Here is an 18,063-nt window from a genome sequence, read left to right as displayed (position 1 = left end):
AACGATGTTTATGGCAAATGATATTTGTTATAAGTGCAATAATTGGTTGGGTGTATGACTTGTGTGGGGAAAGTGATGTTGACGCGTTCTGATGACTTGGAAATTTTATTAGCAGTTGTTGACAGTGGTGGTTTTTCGGCAGCTGCAGAAGTGCTAGATATCCAATTAGCACGAGTATCCCGCGCGGTAAGCAAGATAGAAAAACAACTTGGCGTGTCGATATTGAATCGCACCACTCGTCGTGTAGAACTCACGGATGAAGGTCGACAATTTGTTGCTTCTGTTCGAATCGGGTTAGCGCAACTCCAGAAGGCTGAGGAAGAGATCATTTCGCGAGGAGAGCTGCCTAAAGGCACGTTACGTGTCGACGCAGCTAGCCCTTTCATATTCCATCAGTTAGTCCCTCTTGTTCAGGGATTTAAGGACTCTTACCCTGATATTCAGCTCGAGCTCACATCCAACGAAGGCTTTGTTGACCTCATCGAGAAAAGAACTGATCTTGCTATTCGTATCGGGAAATTAACGGATTCAACATTACATGCCCGTCCACTGGGTAAGAGTCCACTCTATATTGTCGCTTCTCCGGACTACATTTCTCGGCGAGGGATTCCAAAGCTAACCGCAGATTTAGCGCAATACGAAACTATCGGTTTTTCTAGCCCTAAGATTCTTAACCACTGGCCATTAAAAGGGTTTGATGTCTTAAAGCCAACTTTTACCTCAAGCAATGGTGAAACGGTTCGTCAGTTAGTCTTAGCTGGCAATGGTATTGCGTGCTTATCGGGTTTTATGGTGAAAAAAGATATTGAAGAAGGACGACTAATCCCTCTTTTAGAGTCTGAACAGTTTGCTGATATTGGACGAGAGCAAGTCAATGCTGTTTATTACAAGTCGTCTTCTGTCTCAAGGCGAATCTCGGCTTTTATCGACTTCATCCAACCTAGATTGTCGTTATGATACGGCAGTCAATTTTCAATCGTTCTTATTACTCTTTTCCAGTTTGAAGCTTGAAAGTAGAGGGGAATGGAATGTTCTTATGGCTCTACGTTGCTGATTGAAGGCTAAGCGTGCAATGTGCGATCTAACTCTCTGATTTTATTTTGAGGTTGAATACGAAAGGCTGCATTATAGAACCAAATCAAGTGCCTAGTGCCACGGAATAAGTGTTATCGGCTTACAAATGAAGGAATTAGCATGTTAAAAACGACGACGTCATCAGTGGATGGCAGAGAAATACAAGACTATTTAGATGTAGTTGTTGGAGAGGCTATTTTAGGTGCGAACATATTCAAAGATATCTTTGGAGCAATCCGAGATGTCGTCGGCGGTAGATCGGGCGCTTATGAAGAGGAAATGGGGAAAGCGCGAAGAATAGCTTTTGCCGAGATGGAAGAACAAGCAAAGCGTTTAGGTGCTGATGGTATTGTTGGTATTGATATTGACTATGAAGTAGTAGGTCAGCAAGGTGGCATGATGATGGTCAGTGTCAGTGGAACGGCTGTAAGGTTTAAAAAGTAAACAGCAGCGCGTTTAGATAGACTCAAAACCCGCGTTATTTTTTATAACAGAAGGTTATGTGTATCAATCCTTTACAAGGACGTTTAATGAAAAATAGGAAATGGATCTTTGCAGCCATCCTGTTACTTGGCGGACCGTCACTTTTGCCATTTATCTGAGAGTTATTTCTCTCATTGAGCTGTTTAAAATTGTTTCGTAACTCTTGGTATTTCGTAGAATTTTGCCTGATTTACTGTCTAAATCAGGCCATTTTATGGTGCAGTCACGTACTAGTTGTTGTTATACATGTACGCAACTATAAATATATGAGCGCTATTTCCAAACTCAGTAGGACGTTATCTTTCCACACTTCTCACAAATACTATGACTCGTTGAAAGATCTAACTCCTCATCCAATTTTTCAATCACCCCCTCTTTCGCCTTTTCAGCAAAACGTTCTACCATTTTTGCCTGTAAAGATGGTCTTTTATGCACGATAGTATGTGTCGTTTCGCATAGACACTGTTCACAAAACCTAATTTCCTTTGACGACGCCATTTTCCCACCCATTTTGAACTGAGCATAGTGTCAACCTAAATTGCACTTCTTACTATAATATTCATAGTCGTCGAACGTTATGTTGACAACATATTCGCCGCTAACATCAGTGTTATTAGTCCGTTTTTTCTTTTTTGGGTTTCTGCCTTCTGATTAAGTTTAGAAAACTGTTGCTTCATTTCGTTTGGGAAATATGACCACACATGCAGTATGTTTTTGTTTACCAAATCCTACTATCTGATCCAGAGCGCTTTTCCCTACCGGGATAGAAGCGGCAGACACAACGTTTTTAGGGTCTTCCACTAATGGATCGTGAAAATAAAAAAATTGTTCACTCATTCCGCTAAGAACAATCCAGTGTGGCTCTTTGCAACCGTTGAAACGATAGGTACTAATAAGCAATAAAACCGCTGCTCCTTTTTCAATCCATTCCTCGATTTGCTTGATTTTTGGGGGCTCTTCCTGAACTTGGATATCTGTTTGTGCGATTTGATCAACAAAATCAGCATGGACAAGTTCAATGACCGATTTTTTCAGTGGGTCACGAACGGAATGGATAAATGGTGTATCTTTCGAGTGTGACCACAACTCAACAGAGAAACCTCGGCGATGAGCAGCAAGCGCTAAGCCCTGGCCACTGCAGCCACCATGTCCTCCGGCCATAAAAATGGTCGTCGCTTCTCGCCAGAGCTGGACTTCTTTCTTACGAGTCGGCTGTTTGGTTCCCCCGAGGGCAGCAAAGCTCATTAGCAAACAAGCCGCCCCACAAGTGAACGGAAGAGTTTGTACATAGAGTGGCATCGGCAGAGTCAACCTTGGACCAAGCGTCACTAGTCGCTTTTGCATCCTTAGTCCGTCAACCAGATCATCATAGTAATGAATTAAAGTTTTTAATGGCTTGAACCCATGCTTTTCATACAGTTTTATTGCTGATGAATTATCTTCTCTAACTTCAAGTCTTAGAGTAATGTATCCGCGTCCAACAGTGCTTTCTTCGCATTGTGTAATTAACTTGTTTGCAACGCCTTGGCCCCTAAAATCTGGAGACACGGCGATAGAGTAGAGACGTGCAAGTTGTGTCGCTTGGTTAAAAAGCACTAAGGCATATCCAGCGAGCTGCTCACCCTCTTTCGCGACAAAGAGTTGGCTGTGATCGGATTGAATAAATCGTTTCATTTGTCTAGGGCTGATTTTATCACTGGTGAATACCTCATTCTCCAAGTGGAGCAGTGCATCTAAATCACAGAGTTGAGCGTTGCTATATTTCATTGCAGCCTCGATAAGTTGGTTTAATGCTGTTATTTAAGAGTAAAAACGGAATTCTCTCAATAGGAATTAACGCATGGCAAACATCCTTATTGTTACCGATGAACTAAGCGACTGGAAACAGTATTTTCCATCTGAAAATGTTGTTTCTATTAATGATTACCTCACTAGCGGTGCTTTTACTGAAAATAAAAACATTCAGCTCATCAATCTCTGTCGTTCTTATGATTACATGAGCAATGGCTATTATTGCTCGCTGATGGCCGAAGCAAGAAACCATCGAGTCATACCACGAGTCATGACGATTAACGACCTCAGCCAACAGTTCATGCTAAACCTCAGACAAAACGATTTTGAACGTCATTTTGGTAATCAGGATAAGATCGATGCGAAGATTTATTTTGGCCGCACTGAATTAAAAGGCTTAGAAAATGCGGCTCACCGGATATTTGAGCATTTTATGGTGCCAGTTCTTGATGCAAGCTTTATCCGTATAAATAAAAAATGGCAATTGGCTCGATTAGAAGCGTGCGCATTCCAGTCATTGAATGATAGCGAGCAAGATTTCTTTGCCGAGTCATTAGAGATGTTTTCACACAAAGTATGGCGCAATAGAAAGAAAAGCAAAAAATATCGTTACGATATTGCCGTTCTTATTGACCCAGAAGAGAAAATGCCACCTTCCGATCCAAAAGCAATTCGACGATTTCAACGCGCAGCGAATCGCATAGGGATTAATATGGAAGTTATTGGGCCAAATGACATAGGAAAACTAGGGGAGTTTGATGGTCTTTTTATTCGTGCAACGACCAATATTTCCAACTTTACCTACAAATTTGCTAAAGCTGCAGAAAACCTCGGTCTAGTGGTCATGGATGATCCTGAGTCGATCATGAAATGTACAAACAAGGTATTTTTGACCGAGTTACTTACTTTAAATAAAGTACCAATTCCTAACAGTATGATTCTACGTGCGGGTGCGGATAATATGCTGGAAGATGCGGCGCTCAGCATCGGTTTTCCAATGGTCTTAAAAGTGCCAGATGGTGCATTTTCCATTGGCGTTGTTAAAGTTAAGAATCGCGAAGAGCTAGCCGTACAATGTCAGAAAGTATTTGAGAAAAGCACGTTAGTATTAGCTCAGGAGTATTTGCCAACCGATTTTGATTGGCGTATTGGTGTTCTAAACCGTCAACCAATCTTTGTGTGTAAATACCTTATGAGCCGTGGGCACTGGCAGATTTACAAACATCATGATACTGGCAAAGTTACTTCAGGCGGCTTTGAAACTCTTGATATAAAACATGCCCCTAAATCAGTGATTGATGCCGCAATCAAGGCCGCGAATTTAATAGGTAGTGGAATCTATGGGGTTGATGTCAAAGAGATTGACGATAAAGCCTATGTTATTGAAGTCAATGACAACCCAAGCATTGATCATCATGTTGAAGATGCGTTTTTAGGCGACCTACTCTACGACCGAATCGTAACCGAGTTTTTGCGTCGCATTCAAATGCGTGGACTTTAAGAGTTTGTCGTTAAATTGACTTTTATTAGAATAGCGATAACCAAACTGTCTTATTTTTCGAATTTAGCGAGAAGCTGCCTCAATAGTTAAGCTATCACATCCAGGTTCAGCTCCGTTTTAACGGAGCTGTTTGATAAATCGAAAGCGCTCCCCAATCATTTAGAACAACAGTTCAATCACCAGCTGATTAAGTGCATCCTCTTTACTAGCACTTATTTTAATAGTCTTGTTCATTTAACCAACTTTGTTCCACCGGTGTTCCTACCCTATTGAGGAAGATAGAGCTCGGGACTAAAATAGGTTTGTAATGTCCTGATTTCGGCTTCTCGCTCGACATTGCGCGCCTCATGACCTGATTATGAAGAGCAGCGTGAGGCTTAACCTTAATCATTTTTTCCAACTTGTGCTCGTGCTAGCATCCGAGATTAAGTAACACATAGGGATACAAATATGTCATCAGATTATTACGGAACCAGTGCCAGTTATGCACGTAAAGAAGCTGGTTATCGAGAGAAAGCACTTAAACTCTATCCTTGGGTATGCGGAAGGTGTGCACGAGAGTTTGTATACTCAAATCTGCGTGAATTAACGGTTCATCACAAAGATCATGATCACACTAATAATCCAGAAGATGGCAGTAACTGGGAGTTGTTGTGTCTCTATTGCCACGATCATGAGCATAGTAAATACCTAGAACATGAACGTTATGGTAGTGAAATCAAGCCTGGTGAAGATGAACACCAAGGGGCGACATACAATCCATTTGCTGATCTCGCAAAGATGATGAAGAAGTGATTCTATAGTACTCAAGCTATTTGAGGCTTGTGCAAAGTCAGTCAGCTATCGGCTGACTCATTCCTGCCCGGTGGGTACCTTCTACCTCAAAAGTGCCAAAAAATCATTTGGTTTGAGTTTTTTCATACACTTCTACTGTCATTCACTGACCGAATTTTTCTAATGGCTGAAGAAGCAATTGTTTTAGTATGACGTATTAAATAAGTACCGTTGCCTGATATAACAAGGAAACAGTGCTATACCAAAGAGTAGACAGTAATAAACAAAGGAGAAATAACTCATGAGCAACAGATTAGAAACCGCCATGAAATTTTTCGACGCATGTGAAACAGGGAAAGGCTGGGATGCATGCAAATCTTATTGTCACTCTGGTGCAACTTTTTCCTCTCAGGCTGGCACATTGGCAGATATTGACAGCCTAGAAGCTTATACAACATGGACGAAGGGGTTATTAACACCTATTCCAGATGGTCGGTACGAATTGAAAAGTTTTTCAGAAGACAAAGAGCGGAATACTGTTACTGCTTTCGCTGTCTTTCATGGTACACAAACTGGTCCGGGTGGACCGGTCGATCCTACAGGGAATACTGTCGAAGCTGATTATGTCTATGCGATTCAATTTGAAGGTGACCTTATCAGGCATATGACTAAAATATGGAATGATACTATCAGTCTTCAACAACTCGGCTGGGCATAGCTCACCTAGCAAGGTTATCAAACTCACTGCGGCACACTGCACCTCCGTCGTTGCCGTTTATTGTAGCGATAGAAACCTGTTTAACACCGAGTCGCAATTCAACTTTTTCCTACTCCCATCTGCTTGCCTTACTTTTATCCATCTTCAATTCAGTCACGTATGACTGAATTGATTTTGCCTCATTTCCACTTAGATCATTTGCTCGCAACATTTTGTGGGCTGGTCATTTGACCCATCTTTCTAATGCAGTTGTTCACGTGGTTACATAGAATTTGTTAATGATGATTTGTAAACCCTGCCAATGTATACTCACCTGACTAGTCACGAGTATTGGGTTTGGAGACAGAAGTTTGGTTGATTCTTATGCGTATGAAAATGTTGGTGAGTTTGCAAAAGCTTTAGGGCATGAAAAGCGGTTATTAATTATAGAGCTGCTTAGTAGCCATGAGCGTTGTGTTGAAGACTTAGCTACCGCTATGGGAATTGGCGTTAAATCAGTTTCTGCCCACCTTAAGGTCATGAGAACTCAGGGAATCCTTACTACACGTAAAGAAGGTCTTAGGGTTTATTATCGACTACGTAACGACAACATATTGAAATTATTTCAGTCTTTATGGGAAGTGGCATTATCCAATAAAGATATCACCCCTTTAGACAAAAATAGTGATTTTTGCCTTACGCTTAAAGACCTACTTGGTGCATTAGAGTCGAAGAAAACTGTGTTATTGGATGTTCGTGAATCCGATATGTACGAAGAAGGTCATATTCCTAGCGCAATTTCTATTCCTGTTGATGAACTTACACAATGGGCCGAAAACTATGAAAATTCAGATGAGATGATCGTCGTTTATTGCGAGGGCTACTATTGTATTCAAGCTATTGATGCGACAAATATCCTTAAGGACAAAGGGCTGAACGTAAAAATGTATCGCAATGGCTTAGATGAATGGGCTGCGTCAGGGTTTGAAGTTGCGAAGTAATTCGACTTAATGCCATTTTAATCAATAGATTATAGTGTCATGTAATCTATTTCCCCCCTATCTATAGGAAGACAAAAGCAATTGAGTTAATGTCTCTTTTGCTCTGCAAATTACTAGCAGATACTCACAATTCTAAAAATCATTAGATTACTAGAATAATATTGATCAGAAGCAATTTTTGTTTCCTTCCTTATGCTAATCTCACTGTCAGTTAATTCTTAAAATCTTTAGAATATTGGATATAGAGGCTTTTTATGAAAACTGACATTTTAGTGATTGGTGGTGGTCCTGGTGGTCATGTAGCGGCAATTAAAGCAGTTGAATTTGGTGCGAAAGCTATCGTTGTTGAGAAATACAAACTAGGTGGTACTTGTTTACACCAGGGTTGTATCCCAACTAAAACGCTATTGCATACTACAGATGTGCTTCATGAGATTAAGCATGCTGCAGAATTAGGTATTAATGTTGGAGTTGCTTCAGTAGATATGGAGCAACTACAAAAGCGTAAACGTCACATTCTTGATACGATCACTACCGGCGTAAACGGGTTAGTTGAAAGCAAAAACGTAGAAGTTCTATACGGTACTGCTGAAATCATTTCTGATCATAGAGCAAAAGTGGTTGCCGCTGATGGTACAGAGCAGGAGATTGAATTCGACAAGCTTGTATTGGCAACTGGTTCTGTTCCTACCATGATCAATATTCCTGGCTCTGATTTACCTGAGGTTATCACTAGTAATGAAGCACTTTCTCTGACTGAAGTTCCAGAAGAATTAGTCATCATCGGTGGTGGTGTAATTGGTGTTGAGTTTGCTCAGCTTATGGCTCGTCTTGGTTCTAAAGTGTCAATCATCGAAGCGCACTACAAAATTCTGTCTCATATGGATGACGAATTATCTGAACAGCTTGCTCAAGCTTTGATTGCAGAAGGTGTTGATATCCGTGTGAACGCTAAAGTTTCTGCAATTGAGAAACAAGATAAGGGTGTGCAAGTATTCTTCGAAACTGAAAATGGTCAGGAATCACTATCAGCTTCTACTGTGCTGATGTCAGTAGGCCGTAAACCACTAGTAACTGGTTTTGGCCTTGAAAACACCGGCGTTGCTGTAGAGAAAGGTGCTATCGCTGTTAATGAATACATGCAAACAAATGTACCTCATATCTACGCATTAGGTGACTGTACTGGTGGTTACATGCTAGCTCACGTTGCTATGGAACAGGGCATCGTTGCTGCGAAGAATATGGTTAAAGGTAGTGAAGTAGCGTTTGACGGTTCAACAACTCCAGCTTGTGTTTATACAAGCCCTGAATTTGCTAGTGTTGGTTTGTCAGAAAAAGCGGCTAAAGAAGCCGTTGGCGACATTAAACTTGGTAAATCTGATTTAGCAGGTAATGCAAAAACTATGATCGTTCAACAGCACGGTACAGTTAAGTTTGTTGTTGATGTTAAAACTGAAAAAGTACTAGGCATGCACATCCTTGGTCCACGTGCGAGCGATATGATTCACGAAGGCGCACTGGCTATTAAGATGGGTGCGACCATTGAAGATATCATCTCAACGATTCATGGTCACCCAACCATTGCAGAAGGGGTTCATGAGGCGGCGGAAGATGTATTTGGTCATGCGATTTATAAAGCATATCCATAATTAGCTTGTTGATAGGGCTATCCATTCGGGTAGCCCTTTTTTTAGTTTTGGTCAGTGATTTTCATCCAGAGGGATTATTTGTAAACGCTGTTCGAAATGCGTTTATCTAGAGGAACCGATTTTGTTAGATTCTACTACGTATGAAAATGTGGGTGACTTTGTGAGAGCACTTGGTCACGAAAAGCGTTTACAGTTAATTGATCTACTCAGCGAGCATGAAAGGTGTGTTGAAGACTTATCCAACGCAATGGGGATTGGTGTCAAATCTGTTTCAGCTCACTTACGTGTCATGAGGACTCATGGTGTATTAACCACTCGTAGAGAGGGAAATCGAGTGTATTATCGTGTGAGCACCACAGAAATATTAGATTTGTATCGTCATATTATGGATGTCGCTTTGCTTAATAATTGGCGAACAATAGCGCATATGAGATAAGTTAAATATATTCCTCACCCAAGTCCTTTTTTCTATTCGCTTAACGTCTAAGCTAAAAATTTTCAGAATATCCACCCGTCAGTCATTAATCACTAATTTTATTAAAAACAATAAATTAGGTTGAAGTTGTTTTTACTGAATAATCACTTTCTACTTAATTGTGGAACGGTCGATCTTTAAATGTGTTGACAGAAATCTTTGTCGATCATAAATTGTAGATCAGTCGTTCTACAATTGAGGTTTTTTTAATTATGCCTGTTGCTTTATATGCACTCGCAGCAGCTGCGTTCGGGATTGGTATGGCAGAATTTGTGGTAGTGGGTATCTTGCCCGTTATCGCAGGTGACATGAATGTCGACATTCCGACGGCTGGACTGCTTGTTTCTTACTACGCGTTAGGTGTTGCGGTTGCAGCTCCGATTTTAACTGCACTTTCGAGCAAATATGACCGCAGAAAATTAACCGTTGGGTTGATGCTTCTGTTTGCTCTGGCGAACTTGTTAACGACTCTTGCTCCAAGCTATTCGTTACTTCTTTTAGGTCGTGTTTTAGCGGGTGTGGTTCAAGGTGTTTTTTATTCCATCGCAACAGTGATTGCTGCGGATTTAGTGTCTAAAGATAAGTCTGGCCGCGCGATCGGTATTGTCTTTTCTGGTATGACTGTCGCGATTGTTTCTGGTGTTCCGGCAGGGGCTTTTATCACTGAATGGCTCAACTGGCGTGCGGCATTTGCGCTAATTAGTGTACTGGGTTTTGTGAGTATGGTTTCACTTTGGTTCTTGTTACCCGCAAACCTTAAGCGCCCTAAACCAGCAAGTGTATTCAAACAACTTTCTGTTATCGGTGTTCCACGCATGCTACTGGTATTCCTGATCACGGGGATAGGCTATGGCGGTTCATTTATCGCGTATACCTACCTGTCAGAAATCCTGGGCAAAATTACCGGATTTTCAACGTCAGCAATCGGCACCATTCTGATTTTCTACGGTATCGCCGTTGTGTTTGGCAACACTTACGCGGCGAAATGGGCGGATAAAAAAGGTCCGTTGAAAGCATCAGCAGGCATTTTTATTTCGTTGGCTCTGACACTGCTTCTGTTTGGCTTCGTTGCAACTAACAAATACTACGTTATTCCGTTAGTTATGATTTGGGGTGCAGCAGCATTTGGTAGCGTGCCGGTTCTTCAGTTGTATGTTGTACAGCAAGCAGAGAAGCATTTCCCGCAAGCGATTGATGCTTCATCCAGTATGAATATCGCCGCGTTCAACCTTGGTATTGCCGTTGGCGCTTCGGTTGGTGGCTTCGTTGTTGCGAAATATGGCCTATTGGCAACGGCACCCGCCGCTGCGGCCGTGGTCGCTATCAGTGTATTGCTGATTGTTTACAGCGGTGTATTGGAGTCAAAAGACAGCAAAAAGTTAGCAACACAAGAATAAGTAAATTCAAATTTTTAGATACATATAGTGAGGAGAAATCATGGATATTAAATTAGATCTATCTTGGCAAGGTGGTATGAAAGGTTCAGGTTTGATCGAGAGTGAAGGCATGGAGACTAAAATCAGCATTCCAGCTGTCTACGGTGGTTTGGGTGAATACAGCAATCCAAAAGAGCTGTATGTATCGTCTACCGCTGCGTGCTTTCTTTCTACGTTAACAGCCATTTCTGATAACAAAAAGCTTCCTCTGGACTCTATGAAAGTGGAAACCACAGCTCAGGAAGAAGGTGATAATTTTACCATTCATCACATCGCAAACATTGTATTGTCAAAAGCGGCAACACAAGACGACGTTGCTAAGGCAACAGAATACACAGCCAAGGCTGACAAGATTTGTCTGATCGGAAACCTTGCACGCAAAGCGGGTGTGGAAGTGACCGCACAGGCAAACGTCACTTTCGCTGAATAAGTTAAATCCACATGCCGGTTTTAGATGCGAATACCAAGCGATTTAATCAGGTTGTTAAGCAGAAACAGGGAGTTTCCCTGTTTCGATTCTGGGCAAGTTGGTGTCCTCCTTGCCGGATGATGACTAGGGTATACCAACAAACAGAAAAGAAACTCAGTGGCAAAGCTGAATTTTATGATGTGAATGTTGACAGACATCAGGAACTCACTGAGCGGTGTCGTATCAGAAGTATCCCAACTATCGTCATCTACAAGAATGGTAAAGAAGTAAAAAGAATCGATGGTGTGATCCTCAGTGATGATCTTCAGCGTCAGGTTGAAAAATATATCAAGTAACACACCAATTTTATTAATGCGGCAAAGTAACGATTAAATGACGACTTTGCACATCTGAATTATGGATTGGTTATTCCATAATAATTAGGAGAACAAATTATGACATCCAAAGTCACTACACTAAATGACACTACATTCCAGGAAAACCTACAAAATGGTTCTACATTTGCTGTTCGCTTATGGGCGGAGTGGTGTATGCCTTGTCGCATGATGTCACCAATCTATGATGAAGTGGCAAGCCGTGTTTCTGATGATTCATTAATTATGGGTGAAGTGAATATTGATGAATTTCCATCAGTGGCAGCTCAACTAGGCGTAAGAAGTATTCCTACAGTGGTTGTATTTAAAGATGGCAAAGAAGTGACTCGCTCTGCGGGTATGATGCCAGCTCCAAAACTGGAAGAACTTGTACTAAGCGCAAAATAAGCAGAGGCGTCAGAGTATGAGTAAACATCGCAAATTAATCATCTTGGGTTCTGGTCCTGCCGGTTATACCGCTGCAATTTATGCCGCCCGGGCTAACCTTGAGCCTCTATTAATCACTGGTATCGAAGTTGGTGGCCAGCTTACGACTACAACGGATGTTGAAAACTGGCCGGGTTACCCTGATGGCATTCAGGGACCAGAGTTAATGGTGCAACTAAAAGAACACGCTGAAAGGTTTAACACTGAGATAGAGTATGACTACATTACTCAGGTTGACCTGAATCAGAAGCCTTTTGTGTTGAAAGGTGAAAGCACTTATACGGCAGACGCGCTGATTATAGCGACTGGTGCAACCGCTAAGTATTTGGGTCTGGAGAGTGAAGAAGCCTTTAAAGGGCGTAGCGTTTCTGCTTGTGCAACTTGCGATGGTTTCTTCTACAGAAATAAACCGGTTGCTGTTGTCGGTGGTGGTAATACTGCGGTTGAGGAAGCCTTGTATCTCTCCAATATCGCTTCACACGTTACCTTGATTCATCGACGCGACCAGTTAACGTCGGAAAAGGTACTGCAAGACCGATTGTTTGAGAAAGTAAAACAAGGGAAAGTCACTATCAAATGGCATTCCACACTCGATGAAGTGTTGGGCGATGATATGGGTGTGACCGGTTTACGAATCAAATCGACCACAACGCAAGAGACAGAAAATCTTGAGCTGGATGGTGTATTCATTGCCATTGGACATAAACCGAATACGGGGATTTTTCAGGATCAGTTAGAGATGAATAATGGCTATCTGAAAGTGAATTCTGGTACGAATGGCAACGCCACTATGACCAGTATTCCGGGAGTGTTTGCTGCCGGTGATGTGAGTGACAGTCACTATCGTCAGGCGATCACTTCAGCGGGCACCGTTTGTATGGCAGCACTTGATGCTGAACAATACTTAGCAAGCTTAAGTGACTAATTGGGTGAAATAGTGTTCTAAGTGATGCTATATAGATTACATTTAGTAAAAATCAGGCCCGAAAACATGGTATATGTTTCGGGCTTGTTGCTTTTAAATCAGTTAAAATATTCAGTTCTTCAACTGGCAACGAATTAATGTATTCCCTTTATTTTGTGAGGTATTGATATGGCTCGAACAGGGCGTCCCAGAGAATTTAACCGTGATGAAGCGGTAAAAAAAGCAATGGATCTGTTTTGGCAAAAAGGGTTTGAAGGTACATCACTGGCTGAACTTCGAGCAGTTTTGGGGAATCTTTCTGCTGCCAGTTTTTACGCCGCATTTGGTTCTAAACGAGCACTGTATCAAGAGTGTCTGGAGCTTTACACGCATACCTGTGGCGAGACACTTTCTGAACTCAATAATGAAAGTGTCCCTGCAAAGTCAGCGATTAAGAATATGCTGATTAAAACCATTAACATGCAAACTTCCCCAATGACACCGACAGGATGTATGGCGGTGCTTTCCGGGCTTAATTGTTGTGATGATAATAAAGAAATAGAGCAGATGGCACTTTCAGTACGGAATGATATTCGAAGTGCGTTAATGAGTTGTGTCCAACGAGGGTTAAGGGGCGGAGAGTGGCCACAAAGCCTAGATTCTGAAGGTTTTGTTATGATGCTTGATACATTCATCAATGGCCTTTCTATTCAATCAAGAGATGGCATGGGTCGTGAGCAACTACTTGCGGCATGTGAAGTGTTTTTAGAACAGTGGTGAGTATTGCTTAAGTTAAAAGTGCTGTTGTACGAGAAAGGTTTGAAATTGGAAAATTGAATGAGGTGACTACAGAGCAAGCTGCCACCTTAAGTGTTCAGCACGTTGTTATCTCGTTATGAAATATACAACATAGAGAAACCGTATTGGCCTGCTGCGAATACCGCGTGTGCAACGGCTAAATAGATAAACATCGCAAACCAGTTTGGTACTAATCGTCCCATAAAACCAGCCCCTAACGCAGGCATTAAAATGGCTAATCCAGCAAGGGTGCTTAGTACCAATCCGACAACAATGATTGGCATTATACTAGGTTCATCAATAAAACTAGCGCCAAACAATAGAATGATCAGGACAGCGTAACCAATACCGACGACATAATGAAATAGCCAACCTAGCGTCTTTTCTTGTGCATTTGGGGCTTTATCAATTGATGTATCTAAAACCCAGTTCCCTTTTGGTATTCCGAAAATCCAACGTCCGACTATGCCCCAATTGGTTTGTGGAATGCCAAGCAATTTTTCAACAAGTGTTACCCATAAATCCAGAATGATGGTTGAGCCAATGCCCACTACTAGGCAAAAATACAACATATTCTCCATTTTTCTTCTTTCCTCTGTTTTTATTCGCTGACGGATGGGTCAATAGACCCTAATTCCATAGAACCACGAGTCTACAATTTAAGTCGGAGTATTAAGTATGTGAGTTCGTTGGATTCTTGAGTCAGTTCTGTTTGCAGTGTACTAGCGTTGGTGCGTAGACTGTGCTGCTTCATACTTAAATCTGTTATTCTATAGTACAGTGGAATAGTGAGGATGGACAGTGTTAACGTCAGTATTAATCAAGACTAAAGTACCTACTAGCGCATGGTTAAAAGCAACGGTATGCTTGGCTTTCTTTTGATTTTTCAAGCGTCATCACGGAATCCAAAGATAGTCCTAATGAATTAAATATTTCACTTTACACCATTAGTGAAATATATAATCTAATGTTCGTTAGATTATGAGATTTATAAGAGTGGTTATTTGTTGACTAAAATTTGGAGTAAAGATGAAGATTGCATTTGATGTAGATGTACTCGCAAAGCAGATGAGTATTTCCGATATGGTTCACCAAGTTGCAGACTGGGGTTATAAATATATTGAACAGTCTCCTCACCCGCGTATTAATCCTTTTTATAAACATCCGCTGTTCTCCCGAGAATGTGAGGCAGAGTACAAGAAAGCCCTCAGACAAGCTGGCGTTGATATCTCTTCCTTTATTTGTGTCTATCGTTGGTCTGGTCCGACAGAAGAACAACGCCGACATGCGGTAGCAAATTGGAAAAGATTGATTGAAATTGCTGTTGATATGGATGTTCAGGTGATTAATACCGAACTTTCTGGCGATCCAAATCAGAAAGAAATTTGTAATGGAATGTGGTTTCGTTCTATGGAAGAACTCCTTCCTTTATTTGAAAAAGAAGGTATACGTGTTGAAATCCAATCGCACCCTTATGATTTTTGTGAGTTGAATAATGAGACTTGTGATTTGGTAAAATCATTTCGCTCAGACAACCTGACCTACGTGTACTCAGCTGCACACGGATTTTTTTATGACCAAGGCAAAGGTGATGTACGTCAGATGCTGCAGTATGCTGGCGATGATTTATCCCATGTACTTTTTGCTGATACATTTAATCAGACCTTAGACACGTGTTACATATTAAATCCACCATGGCTAAATGGAAAAGGATCTGCTGATGTAACGGTTCACCAGCATCTGGCTATGGGAGAAGGTGACGTAGATTTTGATGCTGTTTTTTCAACACTGCGTGACATGGACTTCGCTAATAAAAAGTTCAAGGTTGGTGGTGATGCGATTGCTTGCGTGTCTTACTTCGGCTTCCCTGAAAAAATGGCAACTCAAGCTATAGAAGCCAGGGAAAGAATTGAACGCGAATTACTCCTTAAATAATTAATTAAACGCTCTGGTTCTTCAACAGTAGAGACAAGCATTAGTGTGTCTCTACTTTTTTATCATTATGTCTCCCCGTGCTCCTCAATTGAAGTACGCTAAGTGACTTTCCCATACTTGAAGTTATCCGTTACTTGATAATTTAGAAAAATCACTGAAACGGTTCTGTCCATAAGTACTTATCTGATAGGGAACTGGGCAAAATGAGATGGCTGGCTAAATTTTGCTCATGTCTGATTGCGGATAGCACATGAGCAAAGCTGGACCAGAAACTTTGTCAAAATCGTATTATTTTTAATGAGTTCTTTTATTCACTGATGTTGACCTGTTCAAAACTCAGAGATTCATGGAACTGTTCGTGAAAAGTTATGAATTCTTTGGTGTATGCCTGTTCACAGTGCCAGTCATGATCTTCTTTTGATTCAAAGCACTCGATAAAAACAAGCTTATTTGGATCATCTGTGCAAGTAAAAAAATCATAATGAATACAGCCTGGCTCTGCACGGGTCAGCACTTGTACCGCTGGTGCTTTTTCAAGGATTTTTTCCAGAGTATTCGGTTTTAATTTTATCGTGATCAGAAACTTATACATTTTTAGCCCTCGTTATTAGCGGATATGCCAAAGCACAAATATTGAGAATAACACCTTGGTTGTATTGAAAGTAGCTTAATTCAATACTCAACTAATTGCTTTCGAAAAACTGAACCATTGGGAAATGTGGTATTTTGAGCCTAGTCACTTAAGTAAATGCTGGCGTTCGAATGACTTTAGCTAGGACTAAATAGTAAAAGCGCAAATGGACAAGCAACTAATCTAGTGGTCTTGGGGCAAAAATGTATCAGGCACGGTAGAGGTACTGAATACTGTTAACCAAATACTGCATAAAGTAAATCTGATACTCCTGACCGAGGTGAAAGGTTTTGTCCAGTTCCTTGCACATTGACCACCGCTGACAACGGTGGTTTTTGACTTTTTGGTATACAAGAAGTTATCTGAAAGATAGAAACAAGTCCGTGGTCGTGACTCATAAATGTCCATCTGCGAGTCAGCAAGTTTGGTGCTGACAGCATTTATTTAATTAAGCGGTCTATAGTACAGACGCGTATGTCTACGGGGATCGTGTTATCTTCAACGTCGATTTTAATATATAAGTTAACTCAATTGGGGCTATCTTTTTATATGATCGAAGCAATAACCATAGATAACTGACGAAATCTAATCTATTACGATCTGGGTTTTATCAATACCATTGCTTCAACCATTAAAATTCTAATGACAGAAAATACTTCAAGCTTATTAGAGAGTCATAGCATGCATCAATTAGCTTAAAAGGAAAACGGAAATGAAATCTGTTTTGTTAAAATCGCCAGGTGGCTTTGATAATATCTATGTGAAGGAATCGGATACTCCAGGCCAACCTAGCCCGGGTCAGATAAAAGTGGCAATCAAGGAATCTTCACTTAACTTTCATGACCTTCTTGTTGCTAACGGAACCGTCCCAACAGCAGATAACAGACTATTAATGTCTGATGGTGCCGGTGTTGTTGAGGAAGTTGGCGAAGGCGTTACCGAGTTTCAAATTGGCGACAATGTTGTGTCATGCTTTTTCCCTCAATGGCCTGCTGGACCAGCTTTTGAGGCTGTTGGTAGTTTTCCCATACTCCAGGAGATGGTATCGACGGGATGGCAAGTGAAGTTGTAATTCGTGATAAAAGTGCGTTTACTCATGCTCCTAAAGATTGGTCACATATCGAATCCGCCACTATAACAACCGCAGGGCTTACAGCATGGCGTGCCCTTGTGGGGGATGGGCAAACTAAAGCTGGTGATACCATTTTGACACTAGGTACCGGTGGTGTTTCAATTGCGGCCATTCAAATTGCCAATATGTTGGGAGCGAAAGTGATTGTTACTTCATCTTCTGACGAAAAGTTAGAGCGAGCTAAAGCAATAGGAGTTGCACACGGTATTAACTATAGAACTCACCCAAACTGGTCACAGAAAGTTATGGAGCTGACCGATGGGAAAGGAGTGGTGCCAACAGCATTGTTAATGGCAAAACAAGCCCGTCTGCAAGGTTTAGTCGTAGGAAATCGCCAACAGCAGAAAGAGTATATTTCAGCCTTAGAAGCCAACGATGTCAGACCAGTGATCGATAAAGTTTACAAATTTGAGCAATTAGCGGAAGCGTTTTGTTACCAAGAAACAGGCAACCATTTTGGAAAAATCTGTTTAGAGTGGTAATCGAAAACTCTTTTTATTCATCGCCTTTTTTCCTTTATTTTGAGCAAAACCGAGTAAAGTTCAATTGTCC

At 41.2% G+C, this 18,063-nt stretch carries 20 protein-coding genes; 17 read left to right on the top strand and 3 right to left on the bottom strand.

What is annotated here, in order from left to right; translation table 11 throughout:
• The first annotated feature begins 75 nt into the window (after window positions 1-75).
• Together WJM94_RS07455 and WJM94_RS07450 are read left to right on the top strand one after the other, a co-directional pair.
• Window positions 76-957, top strand: a complete 882-nt coding sequence (locus WJM94_RS07455; RefSeq protein ID WP_444493617.1) for a LysR substrate-binding domain-containing protein — start codon at window positions 76-78, stop codon at window positions 955-957.
• A 237-nt stretch (window positions 958-1,194) separates the two neighbouring features.
• Window positions 1,195-1,518, top strand: a complete 324-nt coding sequence (locus WJM94_RS07450; protein ID WP_444493616.1) for a heavy metal-binding domain-containing protein — start codon at window positions 1,195-1,197, stop codon at window positions 1,516-1,518.
• 696 nt (window positions 1,519-2,214) lie between these two features.
• Here the strand turns inward: WJM94_RS07450 and rimI are convergent.
• Window positions 2,215-3,324 (bottom strand): ribosomal protein S18-alanine N-acetyltransferase, encoded by a 1,110-nt coding sequence (rimI, locus tag WJM94_RS07445; RefSeq protein ID WP_444493615.1) that lies wholly within the window; start codon window positions 3,322-3,324, stop codon window positions 2,215-2,217.
• Between the two features lie 73 nt (window positions 3,325-3,397).
• Here rimI and WJM94_RS07440 point away from each other — a divergent pair, with 73 nt between their 5' ends.
• From WJM94_RS07440 to WJM94_RS07385, 12 genes are all read left to right on the top strand, one after another.
• A complete protein-coding gene (locus tag WJM94_RS07440; RefSeq protein ID WP_444493614.1) occupies window positions 3,398-4,849 on the top strand; it encodes a RimK family protein in 1,452 nt (483 codons plus the stop codon).
• 450 nt (window positions 4,850-5,299) lie between these two features.
• Entirely contained in the window at window positions 5,300-5,644 is a 345-nt protein-coding gene (locus tag WJM94_RS07435) for a YajD family HNH nuclease (protein ID WP_444493613.1), read from the top strand.
• 280 nt (window positions 5,645-5,924) lie between these two features.
• Window positions 5,925-6,341, top strand: coding sequence for an ester cyclase (locus WJM94_RS07430; protein WP_444493612.1), 417 nt, complete (start codon window positions 5,925-5,927; stop codon window positions 6,339-6,341).
• Between the two features lie 350 nt (window positions 6,342-6,691).
• Complete coding sequence (locus WJM94_RS07425; protein ID WP_444493611.1) at window positions 6,692-7,321, top strand: ArsR/SmtB family transcription factor; 630 nt, start codon at window positions 6,692-6,694, stop codon at window positions 7,319-7,321.
• Window positions 7,322-7,575: 254 nt separating this feature from the next.
• Entirely contained in the window at window positions 7,576-8,970 is a 1,395-nt protein-coding gene (gene lpdA / locus WJM94_RS07420) for a dihydrolipoyl dehydrogenase (protein WP_444493610.1), read from the top strand.
• A 121-nt stretch (window positions 8,971-9,091) separates the two neighbouring features.
• Entirely contained in the window at window positions 9,092-9,406 is a 315-nt protein-coding gene (locus WJM94_RS07415) for an ArsR/SmtB family transcription factor (protein ID WP_444493609.1), read from the top strand.
• Between the two features lie 251 nt (window positions 9,407-9,657).
• The gene (locus WJM94_RS07410) at window positions 9,658-10,842 is read left to right on the top strand and encodes an MFS transporter (protein WP_444493608.1); all 1,185 of its coding nucleotides are present in this window, start codon (window positions 9,658-9,660) and stop codon (window positions 10,840-10,842) included.
• A 40-nt stretch (window positions 10,843-10,882) separates the two neighbouring features.
• A complete protein-coding gene (locus WJM94_RS07405) occupies window positions 10,883-11,311 on the top strand; it encodes an OsmC family protein (protein ID WP_444493607.1) in 429 nt (142 codons plus the stop codon).
• Between the two features lie 11 nt (window positions 11,312-11,322).
• The gene (locus tag WJM94_RS07400; RefSeq protein ID WP_444493606.1) at window positions 11,323-11,646 is read left to right on the top strand and encodes a thioredoxin family protein; all 324 of its coding nucleotides are present in this window, start codon (window positions 11,323-11,325) and stop codon (window positions 11,644-11,646) included.
• Between the two features lie 99 nt (window positions 11,647-11,745).
• Window positions 11,746-12,072: a thioredoxin family protein gene (locus WJM94_RS07395; RefSeq protein WP_444493605.1), complete on the top strand. Its 327-nt coding sequence runs from the start codon at window positions 11,746-11,748 to the stop codon at window positions 12,070-12,072.
• A gap of 16 nt (window positions 12,073-12,088) precedes the next feature.
• Window positions 12,089-13,036, top strand: coding sequence for a thioredoxin-disulfide reductase (gene trxB / locus WJM94_RS07390; RefSeq protein ID WP_444493604.1), 948 nt, complete (start codon window positions 12,089-12,091; stop codon window positions 13,034-13,036).
• 168 nt (window positions 13,037-13,204) lie between these two features.
• Entirely contained in the window at window positions 13,205-13,795 is a 591-nt protein-coding gene (locus WJM94_RS07385; RefSeq protein ID WP_444493603.1) for a TetR/AcrR family transcriptional regulator, read from the top strand.
• A 113-nt stretch (window positions 13,796-13,908) separates the two neighbouring features.
• Here WJM94_RS07385 and WJM94_RS07380 read toward each other — a convergent pair whose 3' ends face one another.
• Window positions 13,909-14,394, bottom strand: a complete 486-nt coding sequence (locus WJM94_RS07380; RefSeq protein WP_444493602.1) for a DUF2938 family protein — start codon at window positions 14,392-14,394, stop codon at window positions 13,909-13,911.
• Window positions 14,395-14,842: 448 nt separating this feature from the next.
• Between WJM94_RS07380 and WJM94_RS07375 the strand changes: the two genes are divergently transcribed.
• Window positions 14,843-15,748 (top strand): sugar phosphate isomerase/epimerase family protein, encoded by a 906-nt coding sequence (locus tag WJM94_RS07375; RefSeq protein ID WP_444493601.1) that lies wholly within the window; start codon window positions 14,843-14,845, stop codon window positions 15,746-15,748.
• Window positions 15,749-16,055: 307 nt separating this feature from the next.
• Here WJM94_RS07375 and WJM94_RS07370 read toward each other — a convergent pair whose 3' ends face one another.
• Complete coding sequence (locus WJM94_RS07370) at window positions 16,056-16,340, bottom strand: putative quinol monooxygenase (RefSeq protein ID WP_444493600.1); 285 nt, start codon at window positions 16,338-16,340, stop codon at window positions 16,056-16,058.
• Window positions 16,341-17,091: 751 nt separating this feature from the next.
• On the opposite strand from WJM94_RS07370, the gene WJM94_RS07365 reads away from it, so the two are divergent.
• Complete coding sequence (locus WJM94_RS07365; RefSeq protein ID WP_444493599.1) at window positions 17,092-17,451, top strand: alcohol dehydrogenase catalytic domain-containing protein; 360 nt, start codon at window positions 17,092-17,094, stop codon at window positions 17,449-17,451.
• On the top strand, window positions 17,433-17,993 hold the full coding sequence (locus WJM94_RS07360; protein WP_444493598.1) for a zinc-dependent alcohol dehydrogenase family protein: 561 nt from the start codon (window positions 17,433-17,435) through the stop codon (window positions 17,991-17,993). Before WJM94_RS07365 ends, WJM94_RS07360 begins: the two co-directional genes overlap by 19 nt.
• Window positions 17,994-18,063 lie beyond the last annotated feature (70 nt).

Source organism: Vibrio sp. YIC-376 (genome assembly GCF_052353105.1).
Lineage (GTDB): Bacteria > Pseudomonadota > Gammaproteobacteria > Enterobacterales > Vibrionaceae > Vibrio.
Note: the sequence above shows the minus strand (reverse complement) of the source record. Positions and strands in the feature narration are given on the sequence as shown.